This window comes from Ruegeria sp. AF5 (genome assembly GCF_056541905.1).
Window position 1 is genome coordinate 188242 of the sequence record NZ_JBQFYZ010000002.1, and the last position, 22156, is coordinate 210397.

General features: G+C 61.5%; 25 protein-coding genes. 23 read left to right on the forward strand and 2 right to left on the reverse strand.

What is annotated here, in order from left to right:
• Positions 1 to 62 precede the first annotated feature (62 nt).
• From ACR0DS_RS04425 to mltG, 3 genes are all read left to right on the forward strand, one after another.
• The gene (locus tag ACR0DS_RS04425; RefSeq protein ID WP_480480391.1) at positions 63 to 806 is read left to right on the forward strand and encodes a 1-(5-phosphoribosyl)-5-[(5-phosphoribosylamino)methylideneamino]imidazole-4-carboxamide isomerase; all 744 of its coding nucleotides are present in this window, start codon (positions 63 to 65) and stop codon (positions 804 to 806) included.
• A gap of 179 nt (positions 807 to 985) precedes the next feature.
• On the forward strand, positions 986 to 2251 hold the full coding sequence (gene fabF, locus ACR0DS_RS04430; protein WP_480480393.1) for a beta-ketoacyl-ACP synthase II: 1266 nt from the start codon (positions 986 to 988) through the stop codon (positions 2249 to 2251).
• Positions 2252 to 3409, forward strand: a complete 1158-nt coding sequence (gene mltG / locus ACR0DS_RS04435) for an endolytic transglycosylase MltG (RefSeq protein WP_480473382.1) — start codon at positions 2252 to 2254, stop codon at positions 3407 to 3409.
• Positions 3410 to 3499: 90 nt separating this feature from the next.
• Here mltG and ACR0DS_RS04440 read toward each other — a convergent pair whose 3' ends face one another.
• Positions 3500 to 4765 (reverse strand): DEAD/DEAH box helicase, encoded by a 1266-nt coding sequence (locus ACR0DS_RS04440; protein ID WP_480558338.1) that lies wholly within the window; start codon positions 4763 to 4765, stop codon positions 3500 to 3502.
• A gap of 701 nt (positions 4766 to 5466) precedes the next feature.
• Here ACR0DS_RS04440 and ACR0DS_RS04445 point away from each other — a divergent pair.
• The 19 genes from ACR0DS_RS04445 to ACR0DS_RS04535 all read left to right on the forward strand — a co-directional run bounded on the left by ACR0DS_RS04445 (position 5467) and on the right by ACR0DS_RS04535 (position 20905).
• On the forward strand, positions 5467 to 5811 hold the full coding sequence (locus ACR0DS_RS04445; protein ID WP_480473381.1) for a hypothetical protein: 345 nt from the start codon (positions 5467 to 5469) through the stop codon (positions 5809 to 5811).
• Entirely contained in the window at positions 5789 to 7090 is a 1302-nt protein-coding gene (locus ACR0DS_RS04450) for a DNA-packaging protein (protein ID WP_480616693.1), read from the forward strand. The genes ACR0DS_RS04445 and ACR0DS_RS04450 overlap by 23 nt, the downstream gene beginning before the upstream one ends.
• A 163-nt stretch (positions 7091 to 7253) precedes the next feature.
• Entirely contained in the window at positions 7254 to 8120 is an 867-nt protein-coding gene (locus tag ACR0DS_RS04455) for a hypothetical protein (protein WP_480538122.1), read from the forward strand.
• A 103-nt stretch (positions 8121 to 8223) separates the two neighbouring features.
• Positions 8224 to 9387: a phage portal protein gene (locus tag ACR0DS_RS04460; RefSeq protein ID WP_480558176.1), complete on the forward strand. Its 1164-nt coding sequence runs from the start codon at positions 8224 to 8226 to the stop codon at positions 9385 to 9387.
• The gene (locus tag ACR0DS_RS04465; RefSeq protein ID WP_267365006.1) at positions 9380 to 9598 is read left to right on the forward strand and encodes a GTA head formation protein, RCAP_rcc01685 family; all 219 of its coding nucleotides are present in this window, start codon (positions 9380 to 9382) and stop codon (positions 9596 to 9598) included. The genes ACR0DS_RS04460 and ACR0DS_RS04465 overlap by 8 nt, the downstream gene beginning before the upstream one ends.
• 14 nt (positions 9599 to 9612) lie before the next feature.
• Positions 9613 to 10170: an HK97 family phage prohead protease gene (locus ACR0DS_RS04470; RefSeq protein ID WP_480538118.1), complete on the forward strand. Its 558-nt coding sequence runs from the start codon at positions 9613 to 9615 to the stop codon at positions 10168 to 10170.
• Between the two features lie 35 nt (positions 10171 to 10205).
• Positions 10206 to 11384: a phage major capsid protein gene (locus ACR0DS_RS04475; RefSeq protein ID WP_480504738.1), complete on the forward strand. Its 1179-nt coding sequence runs from the start codon at positions 10206 to 10208 to the stop codon at positions 11382 to 11384.
• A gap of 170 nt (positions 11385 to 11554) precedes the next feature.
• The gene (locus ACR0DS_RS04480; RefSeq protein WP_480558174.1) at positions 11555 to 12154 is read left to right on the forward strand and encodes a head-tail connector protein; all 600 of its coding nucleotides are present in this window, start codon (positions 11555 to 11557) and stop codon (positions 12152 to 12154) included.
• On the forward strand, positions 12151 to 12489 hold the full coding sequence (locus ACR0DS_RS04485; RefSeq protein ID WP_480480407.1) for a phage head closure protein: 339 nt from the start codon (positions 12151 to 12153) through the stop codon (positions 12487 to 12489). Before ACR0DS_RS04480 ends, ACR0DS_RS04485 begins: the two co-directional genes overlap by 4 nt.
• The gene (locus tag ACR0DS_RS04490; protein ID WP_267364995.1) at positions 12486 to 12899 is read left to right on the forward strand and encodes a DUF3168 domain-containing protein; all 414 of its coding nucleotides are present in this window, start codon (positions 12486 to 12488) and stop codon (positions 12897 to 12899) included. Before ACR0DS_RS04485 ends, ACR0DS_RS04490 begins: the two co-directional genes overlap by 4 nt.
• Before the next feature lie 20 nt (positions 12900 to 12919).
• Positions 12920 to 13333, forward strand: coding sequence for a phage major tail protein, TP901-1 family (locus ACR0DS_RS04495; RefSeq protein ID WP_267364994.1), 414 nt, complete (start codon positions 12920 to 12922; stop codon positions 13331 to 13333).
• Positions 13334 to 13337: 4 nt separating this feature from the next.
• Positions 13338 to 13658 (forward strand): gene transfer agent family protein, encoded by a 321-nt coding sequence (locus ACR0DS_RS04500; protein WP_267364992.1) that lies wholly within the window; start codon positions 13338 to 13340, stop codon positions 13656 to 13658.
• Positions 13655 to 13864: a rcc01693 family protein gene (locus ACR0DS_RS04505; RefSeq protein WP_480558172.1), complete on the forward strand. Its 210-nt coding sequence runs from the start codon at positions 13655 to 13657 to the stop codon at positions 13862 to 13864. The genes ACR0DS_RS04500 and ACR0DS_RS04505 overlap by 4 nt, the downstream gene beginning before the upstream one ends.
• Positions 13851 to 14513 (forward strand): phage tail tape measure protein, encoded by a 663-nt coding sequence (locus ACR0DS_RS04510; protein ID WP_480480413.1) that lies wholly within the window; start codon positions 13851 to 13853, stop codon positions 14511 to 14513. Before ACR0DS_RS04505 ends, ACR0DS_RS04510 begins: the two co-directional genes overlap by 14 nt.
• A 15-nt stretch (positions 14514 to 14528) precedes the next feature.
• Complete coding sequence (locus tag ACR0DS_RS04515) at positions 14529 to 15161, forward strand: phage distal tail protein, Rcc01695 family (protein WP_480558170.1); 633 nt, start codon at positions 14529 to 14531, stop codon at positions 15159 to 15161.
• Positions 15161 to 16048, forward strand: coding sequence for a DUF2163 domain-containing protein (locus ACR0DS_RS04520; RefSeq protein WP_480558168.1), 888 nt, complete (start codon positions 15161 to 15163; stop codon positions 16046 to 16048). Before ACR0DS_RS04515 ends, ACR0DS_RS04520 begins: the two co-directional genes overlap by 1 nt.
• On the forward strand, positions 16048 to 16491 hold the full coding sequence (locus ACR0DS_RS04525; RefSeq protein WP_480545413.1) for a C40 family peptidase: 444 nt from the start codon (positions 16048 to 16050) through the stop codon (positions 16489 to 16491). Before ACR0DS_RS04520 ends, ACR0DS_RS04525 begins: the two co-directional genes overlap by 1 nt.
• Positions 16491 to 20600, forward strand: coding sequence for a baseplate multidomain protein megatron (locus tag ACR0DS_RS04530; protein ID WP_480558166.1), 4110 nt, complete (start codon positions 16491 to 16493; stop codon positions 20598 to 20600). Before ACR0DS_RS04525 ends, ACR0DS_RS04530 begins: the two co-directional genes overlap by 1 nt.
• A gap of 8 nt (positions 20601 to 20608) precedes the next feature.
• A complete protein-coding gene (locus ACR0DS_RS04535) occupies positions 20609 to 20905 on the forward strand; it encodes a DUF7742 family protein (protein ID WP_480558164.1) in 297 nt (98 codons plus the stop codon).
• On the opposite strand, the gene ACR0DS_RS04540 is transcribed toward ACR0DS_RS04535, so the two are convergent.
• Positions 20886 to 21224, reverse strand: a complete 339-nt coding sequence (locus ACR0DS_RS04540) for a TraR/DksA family transcriptional regulator (RefSeq protein WP_480616695.1) — start codon at positions 21222 to 21224, stop codon at positions 20886 to 20888. The genes ACR0DS_RS04535 and ACR0DS_RS04540 overlap by 20 nt on opposite strands.
• A gap of 84 nt (positions 21225 to 21308) precedes the next feature.
• Between ACR0DS_RS04540 and cysE the strand changes: the two genes are divergently transcribed.
• Positions 21309 to 22118, forward strand: a complete 810-nt coding sequence (gene cysE / locus ACR0DS_RS04545; RefSeq protein ID WP_480473363.1) for a serine O-acetyltransferase — start codon at positions 21309 to 21311, stop codon at positions 22116 to 22118.
• Positions 22119 to 22156: the final 38 nt, after the last annotated feature.

Genomic DNA, 22156 nt, shown 5'->3' on the forward strand with positions numbered 1-22156 from the left:
GCGGGCTTTCTGGATGTATGCTGCCGGGGATTTTCAGAGCGATTGAGCGGAGGACCAAGCTCATGAGGATTTACCCCACGATGGAACTGCAGAACGGCCGGTGCGTCTCGCTGGACAAGGGTCGTCTGGAAGAAGCGATGATCTGGCACGTGAATCCGGTAGAAACCGCACGGAGCTGGGCAGAGGCGGGTGCCGAATGGATGCACCTGACGGATTTCGACGCGATCGAGGGCAAGGATACCAACGCGCAGCTGGTCGAAGATATCATTCGCAAGGCCGAGATTCCGGTGCAGTTGGCGGGTGGCATGCGCTCGCGCGAGCAGATTGAGCGCTGGATCGACAAGGGCGCGGGTCGCATCGTGGTTGGTACGCTTGCTGCGCGTGAACCGAACCTGGTCAAGGATCTGGCCAAGCTGCACCCGGATCAGATCGTGCTGTCGGTTGATGTCTGGCAAGGCTTTGTCATGACTGACGGCTGGCGCAGCCAAAGTGCGTTCACGCCCGAAGCCTTTATTGACGCGTTCGGTGATGCGCCTTTTGCCGCCATCGTGGTAACCGATATCGACAGCGACATCGAAGATGTCGAGGCAAAGCTGGGTCTGATCTCGCGATTGGCAAACCATTCGCGTACCCCGGTGATTGCCAGCGGTGTCGTGCGCACGGCAGACGATATCTCGCGGCTGGCATACATCCCCAATATCTCGGGCGCGATTGTCGGGCGCGCGTTGTTCCGCAAGACACTGGACTTGGCCAAAGCACTTGAAACTGCCAAATCGGCCCACGAGCCAGTCGCGCAGTTTCAGTAAGCAACTCCGCCCTTTCGGCTGAACGCGCGAAAGGGCGGTTTTGACAAGCGCCGAATTTCCGGTTTCCTTGGGCATTCGGCGGCAGAACGCCGGGGCGGAAAGAACCGTTGCTCTTGCCCCCGCACCCCGGGCCGGGGTATGAGCGGTTCTCATAACAGGAAGCAGGCAAGAGGCACTTCATGCGCAGAGTCGTTGTAACCGGTCTTGGATTGGTCACTCCTTTGGCCAGCGGGGTCGAGGAAACCTGGTCGCGGCTGCTGGACGGAGAGTCCGGCGCAGGCCCAATCACGCATTTCGATGCAGAGGCAAGCGGGGTCACAACGACCTACGCCTGCGAGGTGCCGCGCGGCGACGGAACCAACGGGACCTTCAATCCCGATGACTGGATGCCGCTGAAAGAGCAGCGCAAGATCGAAGACTTTATTCTGTATTCCATCGCAGCCGCCGAAATGGCCTGTAAAGATGCAGGCTGGTTGCCGGAAGACGAAGAATCGCGCCTGCGTACTGGTGTTCTGATCGGCTCGGGCATTGGTGGTCTGGGATCGATTGCCAATACCGCGAACCTGATCCGCGACAAGGGTCCGCGTCGGGTATCTCCGTTCTTCATTCCGGGCGCACTGATCAACCTGGCCTCGGGTCAGGTATCAATCCGCCACGGGTTCAAAGGGCCGAACCACTCGGTCGTGACGGCATGTTCAACCGGGGCGCACGCAATCGGCGACGCCAGCCGCATCATCCGGGCGGGTGACGCGGATGTCATGGTGGCAGGTGGCGGCGAGGGCTGCATCTGCGAGATCGGTATCGCCGGGTTCAACGCATGCAAGGCGCTGTCGACCAAATACGCAGATAATCCCAAGGCTGCCAGCCGACCCTATGACGTGGACCGTGACGGTTTTGTTATGGGCGAGGGCGCTGGCATCGTGGTTCTGGAAGATTACGAGCACGCCAAGGCGCGCGGTGCCAAGATATACGCCGAAGTTCTGGGCTATGGTATGTCGGGCGACGCCTATCACATCACCGCCCCGTCCGAGGATGGCGACGGGGCCGAACGTTCCATGAGGGCGGCGTTGCGCAGCGCCGGGCTGGAGCCAAAAGACCTGGATTACATCAACGCGCATGGCACCTCGACCATGGCGGACACGATCGAACTGGGCGCGGTTGAGCGCCTGTTGGGCGAGCATGCCGGGAATGCGACGATGAGCTCGACCAAGTCGGCAACCGGTCACTTGCTGGGTGCTGCGGGTGCGATTGAGGCGATATTCTCAATCCTGGCGATCCGCGATCAGGTTGCACCGCCAACAATCAACCTGGACAACCCGGCAGTTGAAACCCCGATTGATCTTGCCCCCAACGCCAAACGCGAGCGTGAGATTAACGTGGCGCTGTCGAATTCGTTCGGGTTCGGTGGAACCAATGCCAGCGTGATTTTCGGAAAGGTCAGTTAAATGTGGCGGGCCATCGCTTCGAATGCGCTGACCATCCTGGTGGTCGGCCTGTTTCTGGTGGGCGGTCTGATCCTGTGGGGACAGTCGCAGTACAAGGCCGAAGGCCCGCTTGAGACCGCGATTTGCCTTCAGGTCAAAAGCGGTTCGAACATGACACGTGTCAGTCGCGATCTGGAAGATCAGGGTGCCATTCGAAGTTCAATTCTGTTTCGAATGGCCGCTGACTATACCGATCAGGCGCAGCGGTTGAAAGCGGGCAGCTTTCTGGTGCGCGAAGGTGCGTCGATGGCGCAGATCATCGAAGAAATCACCAGCAGCGGCGCCAGCACTTGCGGGTCGGAAATCGAATACCGTATCGGTGTGACACGCACCCAAACCCGCGTGCGTGAACTGGATCCGGCAACACTGGATTTTGTCGAGATTGCTTCATTTGATGCGGCAGAGGAACAAACGCCTGAGGCCTATACCGAGAAACGCAACGAGTCTGATACGCGCTATCGCGTGTCGCTTGCCGAAGGTGTGACCTCGTGGCAGGTGGTTGAAGCTCTGAAATCATTCGAAGCGCTGTCGGGTGATGTGACCGAGATTCCGGCTGAGGGCATGTTGGCCCCGGACAGTTACGATGTTGTGGCCGGACAGGATCGCAATGCGATTTTGCAAGCCATGCAGGACAAGCAACAACTGCGGATCAACGCGGTTTGGGAAAGCCGTCAAGGCGGGTTGCCGCTGGACACTCCTGAAGAGATGCTGATCCTTGCGTCTATCATCGAAAAGGAAACCGGTGTTCCGGAGGAACGCGGCCAGGTCGCCAGTGTGTTCGTGAACCGCCTGAAACAAGGGATGCGGTTGCAAACCGATCCGACCGTCATCTATGGCGTGACAAAGGGGCAGGGCACATTGGGTCGCGGGTTGCGGCGCAGCGAATTGAACCGTCCAACACCGTGGAACACCTATCAGATCGACGGGCTGCCTCCGACGCCGATTGCAAATCCAGGTCTGGCGAGCCTGGAAGCAGCGGTTGCGCCGGATGACACCAACTATGTGTTCTTCGTCGCTGACGGCTCGGGCGGGCATGCGTTTGCAGAAACCCTGCAGGAGCACAATCGCAACGTTGCCAAATGGCGCGAAATTGAAGAACAGCAGAGCTCGGGGAATTAAGCCGGGCGGATTGCTGGTTTTGTTAACAAAATACGCCGACGCCGGTATAAAAACTGGCGTCGGCGTTTTCTTTGGCAGGCTCTTCAGTTCTTAGGCGGCTGAGCGTCTTTTGTTGGGACGGCGCCGTCTGGAGCTGGAAGGTTTCCCATCGCCGTTGGCCGGCTTGGGCTTGAACCCGCGACGGCGGTTGTTTTGACGACGTGCAGGTTGCTGAACCTCGACCCCTTCCGGCATGGTGCCGCTTGTGACAGGGATTTCAATTTTCATCAGCTTCTGGATCTGACGCAACAGGTCGACTTCTTCCGGTGCACAGAACGCGATCGCTTCCCCTTCGCGCCCGGCACGGGCGGTGCGCCCGATACGGTGGACGTAATTGTCGGGCACGTCGGGTAGGTCGAAGTTGATGACATAGGCGACACCGGGGATGTCGATGCCACGCGCGGCAACGTCGGTGGCCACCAGTATGTTCACCTCTCCAGCGCGGAAGGCATTAATGGCCCGGTCACGCTGGCCCTGGCTTTTGTTCCCGTGAATGGATGCTGCGTTGAAGCCATCGGCGACCAGCCCTTTCATCAGCCGTTCAGCGCCGTGTTTTGTGCGGGTGAAGACCAGCGTCAGTGCATCCGCGTCCTGCGACAGGATTTGGCGAAGTTTAGAGGGTTTTTCGGCTTTTGGAACAAAATGAAGGGACTGGGTGATCTTGTCCGCCGCCTTGCCCGGGGGTGAAACCTGCACCCGCTGTGGATTGTTCAGATAGGCGCGGCTGAGCTCCTCCATCTGTTTCGGCATTGTGGCCGAGAACAGCATGGTCTGGCGGGGTGTTCCCAGTGCAGGCGCAATGCGACGCAGAGCGTGAATGAAGCCCAGGTCAAGCATCTGATCTGCTTCGTCCAATACCAGATGGCGCACCGAACCAAGGTCAACAGCGCCCCGTTCCATCAAGTCAATCAGGCGGCCCGGTGTGGCAACCAGAATATCGGTGCCGCGCGCGAGGAACATCACTTGTTTGTTGATCGACTGGCCACCAACAACTGTTGCGACTCGCAGCTTTGTTCCTTTGGTGAGGGTGCGCAAACTGTCGGCGATCTGGTTCACCAACTCGCGGGTGGGGGCGAGGATCAGCGCTTTGGCTGTTTTGGGATCGGGCTTGCCGGGTTGTGCCAGCAGGTGGTCGATCAGAGGCAGGCCAAAAGCCAGTGTCTTGCCGGTGCCGGTTTGGGCCAGCCCGAGGATGTCATGCCCGTTCAGGGCCAGCGGAATGGCCTGGTTCTGAATCGGGGTGGGTTGTGTAAAATTGGCGCGTTTCAACGCGTCGTTCAGTGTCGGCGCGAGGCCGAGCATATCGAAGTCGAACAAAAAATTATCCTTTACGGCCCGCAGGTTAAACCCCACGAGCAGGTGGTGACTGGCCACGTTCATGTGACCGGCAGGGTTGAGCGAGACCTCGGGATGCGCGAGCGAATCCAGCGCCATCCGGCCATCGCGTAAAGAACCCTGCGTGAAGGGGAACTGGGAGTTATGTGTTGGCGCTGTGGGGCCTGAAGCCCGACGATGCTCACGCGGTGGCGCCGTGATGAGGGGCACATGAGGGTTTCGGGAGGGAATGTCAAGGACTGGTTTTGCCGCGGGCAGGTTGCGCGCAGGACCCTGCGGCGCCGAAATCGGGTGATGCGGGCGATTTTGAGCGCGATTTCGGAAAATGTCAGTTTTGTACACGCGTCCGCGCGGGGGTTGTGCAATTTGTACACGCTGAAAGCGGCACGGGGGTAACCCTGTATTAATCCCTCTGGTCGGTGAGGCCGTCAGGAGTTGGATTGCCGAAGGGCCGGGCGGCGTTTAGGCCGAGGGTTACCACAGCCGGAAATTCACTTTCCGTTAACCCGCACCGTACGATCCCTGTTGCGCACCTGTTGCGTAAACCCTTGACTTTGCGCGCTTTATCCCGTATAGGTTGCGTCATGCTAGAAGAAGTGGGCGAACGGCCTCGGGGTGACCCGGTGGCCGTTTTTTCGTTTCTCTCGTGCGGAGAACACTCACGCATGAGGTCACAGGCAAACATGACTTTGATTACCCCGGAAGAGCGGATTTCCCAGACGGCTGAACTGTTGCAGTCCCTGGAAAGGTCCATTCGCGATCTGCGGCAAGCGGCAGAAGACCTGCGCAAACAGATCGGTGCCGGGGAGGATGCAGATCTTGCTGGTTCAGCCAAGCAACTCGGTCAGCTGGAGGGGCTGATCCGAAGTTGCCAGAAAGTGGAGACAAGCTTTGTCGAACAACATTACAGACAAGCCGGAATTGCCCAAGGAGGGTACGCGCTCGACCTTGAGCGGGCCCGATTTGAGATCGGGTGCAGGCTGGCTCGCCTCCGCCAATGCTGCGGTGCGGGAGAGATTTCTGAGTGAGATCGGGGAGGGGGGGCTGTGTGCCCTCCCTTTCCTGTTTGAATTCTGGGCGCTGCCGCATCAATTGCCGCCCGAGGGCGACTGGCGGTCCTGGGTGATCATGGGCGGGCGTGGCGCGGGCAAAACGCGGGCAGGGGCCGAATGGGTGCGATCGATGGTCGAGGGTCCGAAACCGCTGGACAAGGGCGAGGCGTGCCGCGTGGCGCTGGTGGGTGAAACATTCGATCAGGTGCGCGACGTGATGATCTTTGGCGATAGCGGGATATTGCAATGCTCGCCCCCGGATCGGCGGCCCACGTGGAAGGCATCGGAACGCAAGCTTATCTGGCCCAACGGGGCCGAGGCGCAGGCGTTTTCAGCGCATGATCCCGAAGGGTTGCGCGGGCCGCAATTTGATGCGGCCTGGGTGGATGAGCTGGCCAAGTGGAAGAAGGCGGGTGAGACCTGGGACATGCTGCAATTTGCGCTGCGCTTGGGCGAGCGGCCCCGGGTTTGCGTGACCACAACGCCGCGCAATGTGAAGGTTTTGAAGGAGTTGCTGGCGTCGTCGTCCACCGTGCAGACCCATGCGCCGACCGAAGCGAACCGGGCCAATCTGGCGGCGTCGTTTCTGGAAGAAGTGCGCGCGCGCTATGCGGGTACTCGGCTGGGGCTGCAGGAGCTGGACGGGGTGCTGCTGTCAGACGCGGAAGGAGCGCTGTGGACGGGTTCGATGCTGGAGGCGGCGCGCTGTGCGCAGGTGCCCGAATTGGATCGCATCGTGGTGGCGCTGGACCCGGCGGTGACGTCTGGGTCAGGAGCGGATGCCTGCGGGATCGTGGTGGTTGGCGCGCAAGTGCAAGGCCCGCCTGAGGCGTGGCGGGCGTTCGTGCTGGCTGACCGGACGGTGCAGGGCGTTGGCCCGGCGGGCTGGGCGCAGGCGGCGATTGACGCGATGGATGAGTTCGGGGCCGAACGGCTGGTGGCCGAGGTCAATCAGGGTGGGCAACTGGTGGAAGAGGTCGTGCGGCAGGTGGACCCGCTGGTGCCTTATCGGGCGGTACGGGCGTCACGCGGCAAAGTCGCGCGGGCCGAGCCTGTGGCGGCGCTGTACGAACAGGGGCGGGTGCGCCATGTGGCCGGGTTGGACGCGTTGGAGGAGCAGATGTGCCAGATGACCGCGCGCGGGTTTGAAGGGCAGGGCTCGCCCGACCGCGTCGATGCGCTGGTCTGGGCGCTGCATGAGTTGGTTGTGGGGCCTGCGGGGGTGTTTAGAAGGCCGAGGGTGCGGGCGTTGTGAATTGAATAGCAAATACCGCTAGAAGTCTGAGTAAGGAATTCCAGAATGGATATTTGAGACAGGCAGATGCATCTTGAATTCAAAGGGTATTTGTCATTTGTTTCCAATAAATTCGCCCACACTCTTTAGCTTGACCTTGGTCGCAGTCGCAATGTGTGCTGCTATGGCAGTTCGATTTAGGTCATTTTGGCGACTGCTCTTCACTGCGTTGCTCGCCGCGCTGCCATTGCTGTTTATCAGACAAATGCCTTCAGGCACGCAGTATGATGGGCTTGGCTATGTAATCGTTGTTGCAGCGTCGTTGCTTGCTGCCGGGGCTGGTGCCGGTTGGGGTGCAATTTTGCGTTTGCTCGGAGTGCCAGCAGTGGTTTCAGCAATTGTTGTTTGTGGATTAGCAGCACTGGTCGCAGGAAGTATGTTGTGGGGGCAGTACGTGCCAAACTCCTGCGACGGTAAACCTCTGCTGGTAAACGTTGCAGGTCAAAAACTAAGTATACCCTCGGAAATGCGCCCACTCGTATGGCCCGAAGAGAAGCAAAAATACTGGGCCAACCCAGAGAGAAAAAGAGAGCACTCCTACCTGTGTGGGATCAGCGAGAATGCTTCTCGAGTAATTTCTGTGAATGAGATCAAGATCAACCCTGTAGCCGTACACAAATCCTTGTCTGCTGTTTGTATGGCGTCTGATCCGCCGTCTTGGTGCAGCAATTACTCTAACCACTTCATGCCGTTGTTGGTGGAGTTCAGTGTTTCTTCCCCGGCAGACCCTGGGAAACCTGCATACTACTGGAATTGGGACTCACCTGATGTTTTTAGGCAAGGTGACGTGCGGGAGGGTTTTAGTTGTCTTTGGGATGCTGAAACAAAATTAGTGAGGGAATGTTCGATTTGGCAACCTTTCGGAACAGGTTTTCGATTGACGGTCGAAACTACAAATCGTCCTGGTGATTTCGAAAGTCTGTCCATTGACGAAGTGCGTGAAGGTATGATTGCAGCACGTAGTTCACTTCTTTCCTCAATTCAGAACTGACCCGTTGCCCCCCCCCCGTACGCCCCATTCCCAAGGCTTAAACGTCTTTCCGTCATAACTCCTTTCAACAAGCCGGGCAGAGCGGCGGCAGAAAGGAGCACAGATGGTATTCGATTTCTTGCGTCGTGGATCGGCTGAGGCAGCGCCCGAGGCGAAGGCGAGCGCGACGGGGCCTGTGGTGGCGTGGCAGACCGGCGGGCGCGTGGCGTGGAGCCCGCGGGACACGGTGTCTCTGACGCGGACGGGGTTTTCGGGCAATCCAGTGGGGTTTCGGTCGGTCAAGCTGATTGCTGAATCGGCGGCGGCTCTGCCCTTGATATTGCAGGGTCAGGGGCAGCGTTTCGATGCGCATCCGATCCTGGCCCTGTTGCGACGCCCGAATGCGGCGCAGGGGCGGGCAGAGATGCTGGAGGCCCTGTTCGGGCAGCTGCTGCTGTCGGGTAATGCTTATGTCGAGGCGGTGCAGGCCGAGGACGGGCTGCCGGTTGAGCTGCATGTTTTGCGCTCGGACCGGATGAGCGTGGTGCCGGGGGCGGATGGGTGGCCCAAGGCCTATGATTACAGTGTCGGCGGCAAGACGCACCGGTTCGCGACCGAGGCCATCTGTCATATCAAGACGTTCCACCCGCAGGATGATCATTACGGGTTCTCGCCGATGCAGGCGGCGGCGACGGCGATTGATGTGCACAACAGCGCCTCGCGGTGGTCGAAATCGCTGCTGGACAATGCGGCGCGGCCCTCGGGGGCGCTGGTGTGGAAAGGCGGTGATGGGCACGGAATGATGGCCGAGGAGCAGTTCCGTCGCCTGTCCGACGAGATCGAGCAGAACTATCGCGGGGCGCGCAATGCCGGCCGTCCGATGGTTCTGGAGGGGGGGTTGGATTGGAAGCCGATGGGCTTTTCCCCCTCGGACATGGAGTTTCAGAAGACCAAGGAAGCCGCCGCCCGCGAGATCGCGCTGGCCTTTGGGGTCCCGCCGATGCTGCTGGGGATACAGGGCGACGCGACCTATTCGAACTATCAGGAGGCCAACCGGGCGTTTTACCGCCTGACCGTGCTGCCCCTGGTGACGCGGGTGGCGGCGGCGGTGTCGGAGTGGCTGACGGGCTTTACCGGCGAGGATCTGATGCTGAAGCCGGATCTGGATCAGGTAACAGCCCTGTCTGCCGAGCGGGATGCGCAATGGGCGCGGGTCAACCGGGCGGAATTCCTGAGCGATGTGGAAAAACGCAGGTTGCTGGGGCTGCCGGAGCGTGCAGATGGCTGAGGGGTATCCTCCGTTCGAATGCGCGCCGGGGTTGCGTCTGGCCGCGCATGAGCGGGTGGCCGAGATCCAGCACGCGCATCTGTGCAGGCGGCTGGATCAGATCGAAGAGATGATGGAGCGGCTGGAGAAACGGCTGTGGCTGACGGTCTATGGCGTGGCCGCAGTGATCCTGGCGCAGGCGTTTCAATCATTCCTGGTGGTAACGCCATAAGTTCAGTGGGTTACATGGAGAAGTTCATGGATTTAGAACATAAGTTCGCAGGGTTCGGTGACATCCTGTCAGTGACCGAGGATGCGATGATCGAAGGCTATGCCAGCCTGTTCGGGCAAGTCGATCAGGGCAGTGACATGGTGCAACGCGGGGCCTATCGCGCCTCGCTTGAGGGGCTCGCCAAGGCGGGTCAGCGGGTCAAGATGCTGTGGCAGCACGACCCGGCGCAACCCATTGGTGTCTGGGACGAGGTGCGCGAGGACGAAAAGGGCCTGTGGGTCAAGGGTCGCCTGCTGGAATGCACCCAGAAAGGCCGGGAAGCGGCCGAGCTGATCCGGGCGGGTGCGATGGACGGCCTGTCGATCGGTTATCGCACCAAACGGGCCGTGAAGAATGACAAGGGCCAGCGGGTCCTGACGGAACTGGAGCTGTGGGAGGTGTCGCTGGTGACCTTCCCGATGCTGCCCAGTGCGCGGGTGGCGGCAAAGGGGAGCGACCCCGACGCCGAGAACACCTGGCGCAGTATTGCCGAGGTGTTCAACAACGCCCGGCAGGAGCTGGCGCGGACCTAGCGCGCCTCAAACCCACCCAAAAACAGGACATGCTGATGAGCAAGACCGAGACCCCGGCCTTGACCGGAGAGGGTGCGCCCCTGGTTCAGGAGGTGAAGCAGGCGATGGCTGGCTTCGTGAATGAATTCAAGGGCCTGAAGGCTGAAGTTAAAACAAAATTGCAACAGACAGAAGAGCGACTGACCATGCTGGATCGTAAATCAACCATCGCGGCGCGCCCGCATCTTGCGGCCTCGACCCTGGACGGAGCCCCGCACCAGAAGGCGTTCGACGCCTATGTGCGCTCGGGCGAGGATGACGGGTTGCGCGGGCTGGAGATGGAGAGCAAATCGCTGTCCACAGCCGTCAACAGCGATGGCGGGTATCTGGTCGATCCGCAGACTGCCGAGACGATCAAGTCGGTTCTGAACGCAACCGCGTCAATCCGTTCGATTGCGTCGGTGGTGAATGTCGAGGCGAATTCGTTCGATGTACTGATCGACCATACCGATGTCGGTGCCGGCTGGGCAGATGAGAATTCGGCCACTTCCGAAACCGGAACCCCGTCGATTGACCGTATCTCGATCCCGTTGCACGAGTTGAGCGCGCTGCCCAAAGCCTCGCAACGTTTGCTGGATGACAGCGCGTTCGATGTCGAGGGCTGGCTGGCCGGTCGGATTGCCGACAAGTTCGCCCGTGCCGAGGCGGCGGCCTTTATCACGGGTGACGGTGTGGACAAACCCAAGGGTCTGATGATCCACCGTGCGGTATCCGATGACACCTGGTCCTGGGGCAGCCTGGGGTACGTTGCCACCGGCATCGATGGCGGCGTCGATGCGGATGCGATTGTCGATGTGGTTTATGCGCTGGGCGCGCAATACCGGGTCAATGGCACTTTCGTCATGAACTCGAAAACGGCGGGTGTGATCCGCAAGCTGAAGGACAGTGATGGCCGTTTCCTGTGGTCGGACGGTCTGGCCGCCGGTGAGCCCGCGCGCCTGATGGGCTATCCGGTGCTGATTGCCGAGGACATGCCGGACGCCGCCTCGGACAGCTTTTCGATCGCGTTTGGCGACTTCAAATCCGGTTACACCATCGCTGAACGCCCCGATCTGCGCGTGCTGCGCGATCCGTTCAGCGCCAAGCCGCATGTCCTGTTCTACGCGACCAAACGCGTGGGCGGCGATGTGAGCGACTTTGCAGCCATCAAGCTGGTGAAATTCGGCATCGCCTAAGCGGTGACGAATCCGGGGGGCCATCGGCCCCTCGGGCGGCGGGCGCGGGCCGGGGTGAGATCCCCCGCGTTGTCTAGCTGCTCCCCTCCGTCCGAGCAACGTGGGGCGGCGCGTGCCCGTCATTTTCCTGACTGAGGCCCCGGTGGGGTCCGAGATTGCGGAGTGAATGGATGATGTTGATCGAAGAAACCGCCATCGCGGATGCGGCGCTGCCGGTGGATCAGTTCAAGGCGCATCTGCGGCTGGGCAGGGGCTTTGCCGAGGATGACGTTCAGAACGAGGTGCTGAAGGGGTTCCTGCGGGCGGCCATGGCCGCGATCGAGGCGCGCACTGGCAAGGTTCTGATCGAGCGCGACTTTTCATGGAGCCTGAGCGGTTGGCGCGATCCGTCGGGCGAGGTTTTGCCGGTTGCTCCGGTGACATCGGTGCTGGCCGTGACGCTGACCGATGCGGCAGGTTCTGAAACCGTTGCGGATGCGGCGGTGTATCGGCTGGAACGCGATGGCCAGCGCCCGCGGGTGCGGCCGGTCGGGTCGGCCCTGCCTGCGATTGCAACGGGGGGTGCGGTGAAGATCGCCTTCACGGCCGGGATGGCCACGGATTGGGCCGGTTTGCCTGCCGATCTTGGCCAGGCGGTACTGTTGCTGGCGGCGCATTATTACGAATACCGGGACGAGACCGCGCTGGGCGCGGGGTGTATGCCGTTTGGCGTCACCAGCCTGATCCAGCGCTATCGGATGGTGCGCTTTGGGGCGGGGGTGGTGCAATGAACACGCCGCGTCTGAACCGCAAGCTGGTGCTTGAGGCCCCGATGCGCAGCGCTGACGGGGCCGGAGGATATACCGAGGCATGGGCCGCGCTGGGAACGCTGTGGGCCGAGGTCACGGCGCGCAGTGGCGCGGAACGGCAGATCGCCGGCGTTTCCGTCTCGCGCGTGGGGTATCGCATCGTGGTGCGGGGCGCGCCCGAGGGATCGACCATGCGCCCGGCGCCGGATCAGCGGTTTCGCGAAGGCAATCGCCGTTTCGTCATCCGCGCCGTGGCTGAGCGCGACGCGCGCGGCCAGTACCTGACCTGTTTCGCGGATGAAGAGGTGGCGGCATGAGTTATGGCGTATCAGCCGCCCTGCAGGCGGCGGTGTTTCAGCACCTGACCGGGGATGCGGATGTCAGCGGCCAGTCCGGTGGCGCGATCTATGACGCGGTGCCGACGGGAACGGTTCCGCAGACCTATGTGACATTGGGCCCGGAAGAGGTCCGCGACGCTTCGGACCGGTCGGGCGCGGGTGCGATCCACCGCTTTACGGTTTCGGTGGTGTCCGAAGCCGCCGGGTTTGGCGCGGCAAAGACGCTGGCTGGGGCGGTGTGTGACGCGCTGGACAATGCGCCGCTGGTTCTGAGCCGCGGGCATCTGGTCGGGCTGTGGTTCGAGCGCGCCTCGGCCCGGCGGACCGGGACAGGCGGCAGCATCCGCCAGATCGACCTGAGGTTCCGCGCCCGCGTGGAAGACGACTAAGCAATCAACGGAGAGAGCACATGGCTGCCCAGAACGGAAAAGACCTTTTGGTCAAAGTGGATATGAACGGCACGGGCCTGTTCCAGACCATTGCGGGCCTGCGGGCCACGCGGATCAGTTTCAACGCCGAAAGCGTGGATGTCACCAGCCTGGAAAGTCAGGGGGGGTGGCGCGAGCTGTTGTCGGGGGCGGGGGTCAAATCGGCCTCAATCTCGGGCTCGGGCGTGTTCAAGGATGCTGGTACGGACGAACGTGCGCGGCAGCTGTTCTTTGACGGCGAGACCCCGGCGTTTCAGGTGATCATCCCCGATTTTGGCATTGTCGAGGGGGCGTTTCAGGTGACGGGCATCGAATATGCAGGCTCGCACAACGGTGAGGCGACCTATGAGATGAGCATGGCAAGCGCCGGTGCGCTGAGCTTTACGGCGCTGTAATCGCATGGCCAATCCGTGGACGGGCGAGGTGGCACTGACCATCGATGGAGAGCGGCGGGTGCTCAAGCTGACGCTGGGCGCTTTGGCGGAACTGGAGCAGGAGCTGAACACCGGATCCCTGGTCGAGCTGGTGCAGCGGTTCGAGGGTGGCGCGTATTCCAGCAGTGACGTGCTGGCGCTGATCGTTGCCGGGTTGCGGGGCGGGGGCCGGGATACCAGCCGCGCCGACCTGCTTCATGCCGAAATCGAGGGCGGCCCGATGGCTGCGGCCAAAGCGGCGGCCGAACTGCTGGCCCGCGCCTTCATGGTGCCGGAAACGACATGAGCGGGTTTGACTGGCTCGCCCTGATGCGGGCCGGGTTTCTGGGGCTGCGGCTGACGCCGGATCAGTTCTGGCGTCTGACTCCGGCAGAACTGCGGCTGATGCTGGGGCAGGGCGCCGGGATGCCCGCGATGAACCGGGCAGGCCTTGACGCGCTGCTGGCCGCCTTCCCGGACAAGCAACAAGGAGAGCGTGATGACGGATCGTGACGGGTTTGACGACTTGCAGGAACGGGGTGCAGCGCTGGGCGATGCCCTGGGTGATGCTGCGACGATGGCCGCGGCGTTTGACAGCCAGATGAAGCGGATCAGCGCCGCGTTCGAGGAAACCGGCAAGGATGTCGCCACGTTGGAGCGGGGCATGTCCAGCGGTTTGCGCAAGGCGTTCGATGGCGTGGTTCTGGACGGGATGAGCCTGTCGGGCGCACTGGATGTGCTGAAGAACTCGTTGATCCAAACGGCTTATGCGGCCGCAATCAAGCCGGTGACGGATCATTTTGGCGGATTGCTGGCAAACTCGGTCGGCGGGTTGGTGCAGGGTCTTCTGCCCTTTGCCGATGGTGGCAGTTTCAGCCAGGGCCGGGTGATGCCCTTTGCCAATGGCGGCGTGGTCAGCAGCCCGACGATGTTTCCGATGCGGGGCGGCACCGGGCTGATGGGCGAGGCCGGCCCCGAGGCGATCATGCCGCTGGCGCGCGGCGCGGACGGCAAGCTGGGCGTGCGCACGCAGGGCGGCGGGCGTTCGGTGAATGTGGTGATGAACATCACGACCCCGGATGTGCAGGGGTTCCGCCGCTCGCAGGGACAGATTGCAGCACAGATGAGCCGTGCGTTGGGGCGCGGCAATCGCAACAGGTAAATCAGGGAGCAGGTGATGACTTTCCACGAGGTGAGATTTCCCGCCAGCCTGAGCTTTGGCTCGGTCGGGGGGCCCGAACGGCGCACGGATATTGTGACGCTGGCCAACGGGTTCGAAGAGCGCAACACGCCCTGGGCCCATTCCCGGCGCAGGTATGACGCGGGGCTGGGGATGCGCTCGCTGGACGATATCGAGACGCTGATCTCGTTCTTCGAGGCGCGGCAGGGCCAGATGTACGGGTTTCGCTGGAAGGACTGGTCGGATTTCAAATCCGGCAAGGCCACGCTGGATGTCGATGTCGGAGATCAGGTTATCGCACGCGGCGACGGTGTGCGGACTGTGTTTCAGCTGATCAAGACCTATAGCTCGGGCGGGGTCAGCTATGCCCGCCCCATCGTCAAGCCGGTGCTGGGGACGGTGCGTCTGGGGCTGGATCAGGATGAGATCCGGGAGGGTGTGGAATTCGAGGTTGATCTGGCAACCGGCCGGATCACCTTTGCCGACCCGCCACCGGAAGAGGTGGATATCACCGCCGGATTCGAATTCGATGTACCGGTGCGGTTTGACACCGACAAGATCCATACCAGCGTCGCCAGTTTTCAGGCCGGAGAGGCGCCGAACGTTCCTGTGGTCGAGGTGCGTGTCTGATGGCTGTGGATGAACAGGGCCTGCACGCGCATCTGCAAAGCGGAATGACCACCGTGTGCCGGTGTTGGGCGATCAGACGCCGGGATGGTCAGGAATACGGGTTCACCGATCATGATCTGGAGCTTGGCTTTGACGGATTGACGTTCCGGGCCAGCACCGGATTGACGGCGGCGGCCATCGAACAGGCCACCGGCCTGTCCATTGACAACACCGAAGCCATGGGCGCGCTGTCGGATGCGGCCATTCGCGAGGAGGATATCGAGGCGGGGCGGTTCGACGGGGCCGAAGTGCGCGCGTGGCTGGTCAACTGGGCCGACCCGGATCAGCGTATCCTTCAGTTCCGGGGCTCGATCGGGGAATTGCGGCGCGCAGGCGGTGCATTCCACGCCGAGTTGCGTGGCCTGACAGATTTGCTGAACCGCCCGTTGGGGCGCGTGTATCAGAAGCCTTGTACTGCCGTATTGGGGGACCGGACCTGTCGGTTCGACATGGATACGCCCGGCTATTGGATTGAGGGCGCCGTCACCGGTTTTGATGGCGGAACCGTTCTGCTTGTTGCGGGCGGGGCAACCATCGATGACGGCTGGTTCGAACGCGGCAGGGTCGACGTTGTGTCGGGAGCGGCGAAGGGGCTTTGGTCTTCAATCAAGCATGACGGGCAGGTAGCGGAAGGGCGGCAAATCACGCTCTGGTCCGGTTTCGGGGAAAGCCTGGTGCCGGGTGACATGGTCAGGCTGCGGGCGGGGTGCGACAAACGCATGGAGACCTGCCGCCTGAAGTTCAACAACCTGCTGAACTTTCAGGGCTTTCCAGATCTTCCGGGCGAAGACTGGGTGATGGCCGTTCCCAAACAGAGCAAAGCCAACAGCGGAGGGAGCCTGAGGTGATGATGCACAGGCAGGATATTGTCGCAGAAGCGCGCAGCTGGTTGGGGACGCCTTATGTGCATCAGGCCTCGACCAAGGGGGCGGGCACGGATTGTCTGGGCCTGCTGCGCGGCGTCTGGCGCGCCGTGATCGGGCAGGAGCCCGAGGCGGTTCCGGTCTACAGTCTGGACTGGTCCGAGCCGCAGGGCGAGGAACGCATGTGGGCGGCGGCGCGGCGGCATCTGGTCGAAAAAACGGCCGCCGATTTTGCGGTCGCAGATGTGCTGCTGTTCCGGATGCGCGATGGCAGCGTGGCCAAACATCTTGGCATCGTCAGCGTCGCAGGCTCTGAGCCGAGGTTCATTCACGCCTATTCCGGCCATGGCGTCGTCGAGAACGCGCTGAGCGGCCCTTGGCGTCGCAGGGTCGTTTCCTGTTTCGAATTCCCGTTGGAGGTGCTCTGATGGCTACTATTCTTCTTTCCGCTGCCGGGGCCGCGCTGGGCGGGTCAATCGGTGGCACCGTCGCGGGCCTGTCCACCGCGATCATCGGCCGGGCCATTGGCGCGACGGTCGGGCGGGTTATCGACCAAAGGTTCTTCAGTCAATCCGTCATGGGCAGTGGCAGTGAAGTCGTCGAAACAGGCCGCATGGACCGGTTCAGGCTGACGGAAACCGGCGAGGGCGCGCCGGTGACCACTGTCTTTGGGCGTATGCGCGTGGGCGGTCAGGTCATCTGGGCCTCGGACTTTCTGGAGACCGAGACCCGGGAAACGCAGGGCGGCGGAGGCGGGGGCAAAGGCAAACCCAAGGCCCCCGAAGTGACCACCGTCAGCTACAGCTATTCGATTTCGCTGGCCATTGCCGTTGGTGCGGGTGAAATCGCCGATGTCGGGCGCATCTGGGCAGACGGGGAAGAACAGGACCGATCCGGGCTGAACATGCGCATCTATCACGGGACGCAGGATCAGTTGCCCGATCCCCTGATCGAAGCAATCGAAGGGGCGGGCACGGTACCAGCCTATCGCGGTACAGCCTATGTGGTGATCGAGGATTTCCAGCTTGCGAGTTTTGGCAACCGGGTGCCGCAGTTCTCGTTCGAAGTGGTGCGCCCCGCGCAGCGCGACATGCCTGATTACCCAAGCTCCTTGCCGCAAATCGTGCGCGGGGTGGCGATGATACCGGGCACGGGAGAATATGCGCTGGCCCGTTCGCAGGTGAATTATACGCAATCCGGGACAAGCTGGGCGGCCAATGTGCATTCTGCGTCCGGTGTATCGGATCTTGTGAGCTCGACCCGTGCGCTGGAGACCGAGCTGCCAAATTGCGATGCGGCCTCGTTGGTGGTTTCGTGGTTCGGTGACGATCTGAGATGCGGCACATGCACGATCCGGCCCAAGGTCGAACAGAGCGACACGGACAGCCGCAACATGCCCTGGATCGTGTCGGATCAGGTCCGCAGCACGGCGGGCCAGGTCGCGCGGCAGGACGGTCGCCCGGTCTATGGCGGAACACCCGCAGACCCGGCAGTGGTCGAGGCGATCCGTCACCTCAACCAGTCGGGTAAGCGGGTCATGTTCTATCCGTTCATCCTGATGGAACAATTGCAGGGAAACGGGCTGCCTGATCCCTGGTCGGAGGCCGCAAGCCAGCCCCATCTGCCTTGGCGGGGACGGATCACGCTGGATGTGGCACCGGGGCGCGCGGGGTCTGCTGATCAGACCGCTGCGGCGGACGCGCAGGTGGCCGCGTTCTTTGGGACAGCAAGTGCTGCGGATTTTACGATCAACGAAGGCTTTGACGACCCGGTGGACTCGGGCGGTGGCGGCGGCAGCAGTGGCTCGGGCCCGGTGCTTGGCGGGCGGCCGGATGATCGCGGGCCTGGTGATCTGCAATGGGTAAACGGTGGTGGCACGTTTGGCGGCTTGCTTGGCAATGGTCCGGTTCCGGCCACGAAAATCGTCAAATATTCTGGTCCGCAGGAATGGGGCCTGCGCCGGTTCATTCTGCACTATGCCATGTTGTGCAAGGCGGCTGGTGGAGTGTCGTCCTTCTGTATCTCGTCCGAGATGCGTGGCCTGACCCAGATCCGCGGAGCCTCGGGCTTTCCCGCTGTTGCGCAACTGCGTGCGCTGGCGGCAGAGGTGCGCCAGATTCTGGGCCCGGACACCAAGATCGGCTATGCGGCGGATTGGAGCGAGTATTTCGGATATCAGCCCGACGGAAGCGGAGACAGGTATTTTCACCTCGACCCGTTGTGGGCGGATGACAACATCGATTTCATTGGCATCGACAATTACATGCCGTTGTCTGACTGGCGTGATGGAGAAAACCACGTGGACGCCGAGGCGGGTGCGCCGTCAGTCTATGACCTTGGGTATCTGCGCGGCAATATCGAAGGGGGCGAGGGGTATGACTGGTATTATGCCGCGCCGGAAGAGGCCGAGGCACAGATCAGAACGCCCATCGAAGATCAGGAGCATGATGAGCCATGGGTCTGGCGCTACAAGGACCTGCGCGGCTGGTGGTCAAATCTGCACCACGAGCGGATCGGTGGCGTTCGTCAGCCCAATCCGACCGACTGGGTGCCCGGATCAAAGCCGATCTGGTTTACCGAGTTGGGATGTGCGGCAATCGACAAGGGCACGAACCAGCCGAACAAGTTTCTGGACCCGAAATCGTCTGAATCGCTGCTGCCCGCATATTCAAACGGGCTGCGCGACGATTTCATTCAGGTTCAGTACCTGGCGGTGACCCTTGGATATTGGAGCGACCCGGACATCAACCCGGTGTCGCAAGTCTATGGCGGGCCAATGCTGGATTTGGCGAATGCCTATGTCTGGGCGTGGGATACCCGCCCGTTTCCGACCTTTCCAAATTTGCGAAGCCAATGGGATGATGGGGCGAACTATGACCGGGGGCATTGGCTGAACGGCCGGTCCGGCTCGCGCACGCTGGCCTCGGTCGTGACTGAGATATGCCACGCGGCAGGGGTGACAGATATCGATGTTTCCGGGCTTTATGGCGTGGTTCGAGGATATGTCATCGAAGATGTGACAAATGCGCGGTCGGCTTTGCAGCCGCTGATGCTGCGCTATGGGTTCGACGCGATCGAACGGAACGGCATCTTGCGCTTTCAGATGCGCGATGGCTATGGCGCGATTGCCCTGAATCCCGATCATCTGGCGATCAGCGGTGATCTGGATGGCACGGTTGAGCACCGGCGAGAAGCCGAGGCCGAGATGACGGGCCGCGTGCGCCTGCGTTTTGTCCAGTCGGATGCGGATCACGATCTGGTTGCGGAAGAGGCGGTTCTGCCCGAGGACAGCACGCATTCGGTCTCGGTCAACGAGATGCCGTTGTCCATGACACGCACCGAAGGCCGGCAAACGGCCGAGCGCTGGTTGAGTGAGGCCCGTGTTTCCCGCGATACGGTGCGGTTTGCCTTGCCGCCATCGCTGCTGCATCTGGGCGCAGGTGATCTGGTGCGGTTGTCAGAGACCGAAAACAGCCCCCTTTACCGGATTGACCGTCTGGAATCTGCCGATCTGCAACTGGTCGAAGCGGTCCGGGTTGAACAGGGTGTGTATAAGGCATCGCAATTGCGCGACGACCCGGCGGTTGTCAGACCCTATGCTGCGCCCGTTCCCGTGTTGCCGGTGTTTCTGGACCTGCCGCTGATCACCGGGGCAGAGGTCCCGCATGCACCTTATCTTGCGGTGACCGCTGATCCCTGGCCGGGGGCCGCGACGGTTTATTCCTCCTCAACCGATGAGGGGTACAGCCTGAGTGATGTGATCCCCGGTCAGGCCATTGTGGGCGTGACCGAAACACCGCTGAGGCGCGCCAGTATCGGCGTCTGGGACGAAGGCCCGGCCGTGACGGTGCGGCTGTTGGCCGGTCAGTTGGAATCGCGTCCGCGTGGCGCGGTTCTGAACGGTGTCAATCTGGCGGCCATCGGCGACGGAACACCCGGCAACTGGGAGGTGTTCCAGTTCTCGGATGCCACGCTTGAGTCCCCCGGCGTTTACGCGTTGTCCGGGCGGTTGAGGGGCCAGTTGGGGTCGGATGCCCTGATGCCGGATGTCTGGCCGGACGGGTCCATATTCGTGTTGCTGAACGATCAGGTGCAGCAGATCAACCTGTTGCGTAACGAGCGGGGTTTGGCCAAACACTATCGCATCGGCCCGGCGACCCGTGGTTACGATGATCCGGCTTACCAGCATCTGATCGCCTCATTCGACGGCAATGGTTTGCGCCCGTATTCACCGGTTCACCTCCGGGTGCGATCCGACGCAACCGGCGATCACCTGACCTGGGTGCGGCGCACCCGGTTGGATGGGGATGACTGGTCAGGGCTGGAGGTTCCACTGGGCGAGGAAAGCGAATCCTATCTTGTGCGTGTCTTTGCTGGGGGAACCCTTGTCCGTGAAGAGATGACATCCCTGCCAGGGTGGTCCTATTCGGCGGCATTGAAGGCGGCAGATGGTCTGACCGGGTCATATGAGGTCGGGATTGCGCAGGTGTCGGCCATTTACGGCCCCGGTGCGATGGCGCAACTGGTTGTCGGGTAAGCGGCCCGATGCGACCGCTATTGCACGGTGATGTAAGTGCCGCGGCGCGCGCCTTGTTGGCGGCGCCGCCGCCAGAGCGGACCCGCTTATGCGTCCGGATGATCCATGAGGCGGAACTGGCCGACAATCACCGCGCACGCACGGGTCGGCTGCATCCGGTTCACGGCAACGGATCGTTGATGGCGGTTGCGCGCAACAGGGTGCTGGCCGATGAGCCGGGGTTTGACGATTTGCAATATTGTCAGTGTTTCTCGCTGGTTTTGCACCATCTTGCCGAGTTTCTGATCACCCGGTTGCGCAGCTGACGCATTTGCTGGCGGCCAGATCCAGATACAATCGCCCATCGGGAATACGGTCGCCGCAATCCTCGCAATAGCCGTATTCCCCCTCGTCCAGCCGCATAAGCGCGGCCTGAAGGCGGCGGGTTTCGACATTGCGATTCACCTGTTGCGCCTTTGCCATCGCCTGGTTTTGCAACGCATCCATGCGGCTGAGCCGACCAACCGCCTGCTGATCCAGTTCAACAACGGCCTGAGCCTGCTGGCCTGATGCGGACAATTGATCCAGTTCGGCCAGACGCTCGTGGATTCGTGTTTCAAAATATGCGCGTTCGGACTCATTCATTTTCGTTGTATCGCGGATCACGGGTTTGCGTTTGGCCTTTTTGCCACTAAATGGCATTCTAGGCGCAGCAAAGGATCAAAAGCTATGTTTGAAAAACGCAGCCCTGTGACACCGGTCGATCCGGTCTGGAACCGTATCACATCCGAAGCCCAAGCAGCCGTCGAGACGGAGCCGCTTATGGGCGGGCTTGTACACGCCTGTATTCTGCATCACCGCAGCCTTGAGCGTGCACTGTCCTATCGGATCGCGGCCAAGCTGTGTTCGAACGAAATGTCGATGATGGTTCTGCGTGAGATCGTGGACGAGGCCTATGCAAACGATCCCGGATTGCTGGAAGCCGCCCGCGCCGATCTGATGGCGGTTTATGAGCGTGATCCGGCCTGCCACCGGTTGTTGCAGCCGATCCTGTATTTCAAGGGCTATCAGGCCATGCAGGCCTATCGCGTGGCGCACTGGCTGTGGCGCAAAGGACGTTTTGATCTGGCCTATTTCTTCCAGATGCGATCGTCGGAGATATTCGGCATCGATATTCACCCGGCCGCGAGGATCGGCAAGGGGATCATGATCGACCACGCCCATTCCATCGTCATCGGTGAAACCGCCGTGGTCGGAGACAACGTGTCGATGCTGCATTCAGTGACGCTGGGCGGAACCGGCAAGGAGGAGGAAGACCGCCATCCCAAAATCGGAGATGGTGTTCTGATCGGGGCCGGGGCAAAGGTTCTGGGTAACATCAAGGTCGGCCATTGCAGCCGTATCGCCGCCGGTTCGGTGGTGTTGCAGGACGTTCCGCCGTGCAAGACCGTTGCCGGTATCCCGGCCAAGATTGTGGGCGAGGCCGGATGCGATCAGCCGTCGATCTCGATGGATCACATGCTGGGCAAAGATCAGTAGGTTGATTTGAACTAACAAAAAAGGCCGCCTCGATATTC